Consider the following 969-nt stretch of genomic DNA (forward strand, 5'->3'; position numbering starts at 1 on the left):
AATTGCTACTGGCTTTTGGCTTTCTTAGACAAGAAATAGACACAAAGTAGTGAGGCGACACGATATTTGTCATCATTAAAGAGAAGCTTATAAATTTTGATCCTGTGGGCAAACTTTACACAAAAGATAGAAAAGCAAATTCAATGATCTATGTCCGGTGATATTCTCACCATGAATAGAGTATTAACTCTATTTCATACAATCAATAAAGGACATATTATGAAGAAAACCATCATTCTGTCTGTTCTCAGTACATTAGCACTTATTGGCTGCCAATCAGAGGAAACGCAAGTCAACAGTGTGTCCAATGCAAAAGCGGAAGATATCACTAAGACGAAACGGGCCCTAGCTCAACAATTGAGTGAGAATTATGCTGCCATTGAACCCATGCTGAGAAGAGATATTACTCCGCAACAGACTAACGTGTCTGTATCAGCATTTGTTAAGCAAAACCCTAACTCAGAGTTCAGCCGCCAGCTTGTACAAGCTGACACTCAAATTCGTAGCTGGAAAGGTATTTCTGAATACTCTGATCAGTTGTTAGAAGTTCGCTTGGCAAATGAAGCCATGATAACAGCATGGCAAAGTGGCGAGGTCGAGCCATTATTTGCATTTGAACCAAGTGGTGATGATGAGAATTGGCAATACATCGAAGCATTTGATGTTTATGGCAACATCCATCAACTCGATGTTTACCAGCTCCCTGAGGTACCTGTACTTGTCGTTGATAACAATAGCTCTGCAGAGCTAAAAGCAGGCTTGCAAGCTATGCAAGCTGAGATGAAAAAACTCGGTCAACCAGCTTTAGTTCAACCATATATTGCTGATGAACAACGCCAAAATACACCGCTATTGTCAAGTAGCGCAGTGGGCGAAGCGGCTCCAATTCAAACCACGCAGTTGAAAAAGATCCGTCTAGCCGATGACAAAGAACCTTGGATCTCTGGCAAGGCAGAAATCTACGCTATC

Annotated in this window: 1 protein-coding gene; it reads left to right on the plus strand. The window is 41.5% G+C overall.

What is annotated here, in order from left to right:
• Positions 1–219: 219 nt before the first annotated feature.
• Positions 220–969: DUF3103 family protein (locus tag IQR33_RS06975; protein WP_193843606.1), on the plus strand; the 750-nt coding region annotated here is incomplete at its 3' end.

Origin of the sequence: Vibrio sp. OPT46 (assembly GCF_015163535.1) — a bacterium.
GTDB lineage: Bacteria > Pseudomonadota > Gammaproteobacteria > Enterobacterales > Vibrionaceae > Vibrio > Vibrio alginolyticus.